This is a genomic window from Nocardia farcinica (assembly GCF_029867845.1).
GTDB classification, from domain to species: domain Bacteria; phylum Actinomycetota; class Actinomycetes; order Mycobacteriales; family Mycobacteriaceae; genus Nocardia; species Nocardia farcinica_A.
In genome coordinates this window covers 1-3,481 of the sequence record NZ_JARWRU010000088.1, presented here as the reverse complement: position 1 = coordinate 3,481, position 3,481 = coordinate 1, and the positions used below count along the sequence as shown (strand labels likewise).

The following is a 3,481-nucleotide window of genomic DNA, read 5'->3' as shown; positions in this document are numbered from 1 at the left end:
CCTTGTTTGTGTTCTGGTGTCTGGTCGCGTAAGTGGGGGGCGGGGTGGTGGTGCTTAAAGTGCTCGCCCCGGCGATCCTCGAGCAGACCGAACGCGAACTCCAGCGCCGCACCCCCGAACGCCGCGCCCGCGACGCCGAGGGCCTGGCCGACCTGCTGCGCCTGCTCGGCCCGCTCACCCCCGAGGAGGCGGGCCTGCGCTGCGCCGCACCCGGCGCCTCGCCGGACGACGACGGCGCGGTGCGCGCGGCGGCCGACGCGGGACCCGACGGCGAGGGTGTCCACCACGACTGGTTCGCCGAACTGGTCGCCGCCCGCCGGGCGATCACGGTGTCCTACGCCGGCCGCGTCTGGTGGGCCGCGGTGGAGGACGCCGCCCGGCTGCGCGACGCCCTCGGCGTGCCGCTGCCGGTGGGTCTGCCCGAGGCTTTCGCCGAGCCGGTGCCCGACCCGCTCGGCGATCTCGTCGGCCGCTACGCGCGCACCCACGCGCCCTTCCGCACCGAGGCGGTGGCCGGGCGTTTCGGCATCGGCCCGGCGGTGGCTGCGAGCGCGCTGCACCGGCTGGCCGCGGAGAAGCGGGTGGTGGAGGGCGAGTTCACGCCGGGGGCCGCCGGGTCGGAATGGTGCGACAGCCAGGTGCTGCGGCGGTTGCGGCGGCGGTCGCTGGCGGCGGCCAGGCACGAGGTGGAGCCGGTCTCCACGGCCGCGTTCGCGCGCTTCCTGCCCGGCTGGCAGCACGTGGGCACCGGCGAGCTGCGCGGGGTGGACGGCGTGGCCACGGTGGTCGAGCAACTGGCCGGGGTGCCCGCGCCCGCCTCGGCCTGGGAGTCGCTGATCCTGCCCGCCCGGGTGCACGACTACAGCCCCGCCATGCTGGACGAACTCATGGCCACCGGCGAGGTGCTGTGGTCAGGGCACGGCGCCATCACCGCCAAGGACGGCTGGATCGCCCTGCATCCGGCCGAGCAGGCGCCGTTCACCCTGGCCCCGCCCGCCGAGATCGAGTACTCCGAGACGGCGCTGCGGCTGCTGGAGGCCCTGGGCGCGGTGCTGGTGCCCGGCCCGGCCGAGGCGGCGGTCCCGCGCGGCGGCGGGGCCTATTTCTTCCGCCGGCTCTCCGACGCCACCGGTCTGCTCGACGACAGCGCGGTGGCGCGGGCGCTGTGGGAGCTGGTGTGGGCGGGGCAGGTCTCCGGCGACACCTTCGCCCCGGTGCGGGCGCTGCTGTCGGGCGCCACCCGCAGCAGCACCGCGCACCGCACGCCGCGACGCACCCCGCGCGGCCGCGCCTACCTGCCGCGCCCCGCCATGCCGACCAGGACCGGCCCGCCCTCGGTGGCCGGGCGCTGGTCGCTGCTGCCGGAACGGGTCACCGACAACACCGTGCGCGCGCACGCCCAGGCCGACGTCCTGCTCGAACGCTACGGGGTGCTCACCAAGGGGTCGGTGCACAGCGAGGGGGTGCCGGGCGGATTCGCGCTGATGTACCGGGTGCTCACCGAGTTCGAGGACAGGGGCCGGTGCAGGCGCGGCTATTTCGTGGACTCCCTCGGCGGCGCGCAGTTCTCCACCACCGAGGTCGTGGACCGGCTGCGTGCCACCGGCGCCGAGGGCGGCCGCGGGCCGACCGCGCTGGCGCTGGCCGCCTGCGACCCGGCCAATCCGTACGGTGCGGCGCTGCCGTGGCCCAAGAGCGAGGGCGAGGGCGGGCACCGGCCGGGCCGCAAGGCGGGCGCGGTGGTGGTGCTGGTGTCCGGCGAGCTGATCCTCTATCTCGAGCGCGGCGGCAAGACGCTGCTCACCTTCACCACCGACCCCGAACCCCGCCGCGCGGCCGCCGCCGAACTGGCCGGGCTGGTGCGCCGCCGCCGGGTCGAGTCCCTGGTCATCGACAAGGTCGACGGCCAGAGCGTGCACGGTCACCCCTTCGCCGACTTCCTGACCGAGGCGGGGTTCTCCGCGACCCCGCGTGGCCTGCGGTTGCGCGTCAAACCGTGAGGGGTGGACGTCGTGAGTAGGAGCTCCCGTGCCGGAGGGTGACACCGTCTTCTTCGCCGCCAACCGCCTGCGCCTGGCGCTGGCGGGAAAGACGCTGGTGCGCAGCGATTTCCGGGTGCCGCGCTACGCCACCCTCGATCTTTCCGGCGAACGGGTCGACGAGGTCGTCAGCTACGGCAAGCACCTGTTCGTCCGGGTCGGCGGGCTCAGCATCCACACCCACCTGAAGATGGAGGGCGTCTGGCGCACCTACTGCGTCGGCGAGCGCTGGACCCGCCCCCGCGTGCAGGCCAGGCTGGTGCTCACCACCGACGACACCGAGGCCGTCGGATTCTCCCTCGGCGCGGTCGACGTGGTGCGCCGCGAACACGAGGACACCATCATCGGCCACCTCGGCCCCGACCTGCTCGGACCGGACTGGGACCCCGAGGAGGCGCGGCGGCGGCTGGCCGCCGACCCCGGGCGCGCCGTCGGGGTGGCCCGGGGGGGCCCGGCGGATATGGGGGGGCTCGGGAACAAGTTCCGGAGCGCGATCTGTTTGCAGCGCCGGGGGGCCCCCGCCCCCCCCCGGCAACGGCGCTTAAACCCGGCTCAAACTGGCCCCCCCTTTCCCCCCCCGGCCGGTTGGGGGGGGGGGGGGGGTTCGCCACATCCCAGAAGGAACCTGCGATGCAACTGCTCGCTCTGGTCCACATCCTCACCGACGACGGGCAACGCCACATCATCGATGATGTGGCTGCCGAACTCGGTATCGATCTAGCCGAGGACTAGCCGTGCGGCAGTGGTGTCAGGTTGACGGTGAGGCGGTTCGGCCTGGCGTGCTGGTGGAGACTGCTCGCGGCTGGGTCGAGCCGACGCCTGTGTACTGCCCGAACGGGCATCGGCTGCGGGTCGATGTGGTCGGCTGGATTCCGTGCTCTGCGCCAGGCAGGGGCGGGCATCGGTCGCACACGTGCGAGTGTGGGGGTGTGGTGTGGACGCCGCCGCGGGATGAGCCTGTGTGTGCGTGCGAGGTGCGGGCGCGGTGCCGGCCACGGGCTGGGTAGGTTTCCGCTGGTCCGGGGGGTGTTTTGGTGGACCGCTTGCATGGTCGGCACATGTGTGTGTATAGTGGTGGATGTCAGAGGGACAAGCCCTCAGATGGACCGGAGGAGCCGGACATGATCGAGACCCCCTACACCTTCGCTGGCGCTCTCTTCTTCCTCGCCACCACCCGCCGCCTCACCGACCGCGACGCCACCACCCTCCTCAACACCCTGCTCCGCGAAGGCAAGGAACTCACCCACACCAACCTCATCAACGCCTGACACACACAGAAGCCCCCGGCGCCACACGGTGCCGGGGGCTTCTTCGTTTCCAGCGTCAGGGCTCCGGCTCAGGCTCAGGCTCGGGCTCGGGGGCGGGGGCGGTGTCGGTGACCGTGACATGCACGTCCACCCCCTGCACACCCGTCGGCCCATCCAACACCCGCACCGTCGCCG

At 73.4% G+C, this 3,481-nt stretch carries 2 protein-coding genes and 1 pseudogene; all 3 read left to right on the top strand.

The window, feature by feature from the left end:
• Positions 1-38: 38 nt before the first annotated feature.
• Positions 39-2,000, top strand: a pseudogene (locus tag QH283_RS01560) (Lhr family ATP-dependent helicase); the annotation flags it as partial.
• A 28-nt stretch (positions 2,001-2,028) separates the two neighbouring features.
• Positions 2,029-2,760 carry a DNA-formamidopyrimidine glycosylase family protein gene (locus QH283_RS01555; protein ID WP_280501229.1) on the top strand — a complete coding sequence of 244 codons (732 nt, stop codon included), beginning with the start codon at positions 2,029-2,031 and terminating at the stop codon, positions 2,758-2,760.
• 400 nt (positions 2,761-3,160) lie between these two features.
• Positions 3,161-3,307, top strand: a complete 147-nt coding sequence (locus tag QH283_RS01550) for a hypothetical protein (RefSeq protein ID WP_280501228.1) — start codon at positions 3,161-3,163, stop codon at positions 3,305-3,307.
• Positions 3,308-3,481: the final 174 nt, after the last annotated feature.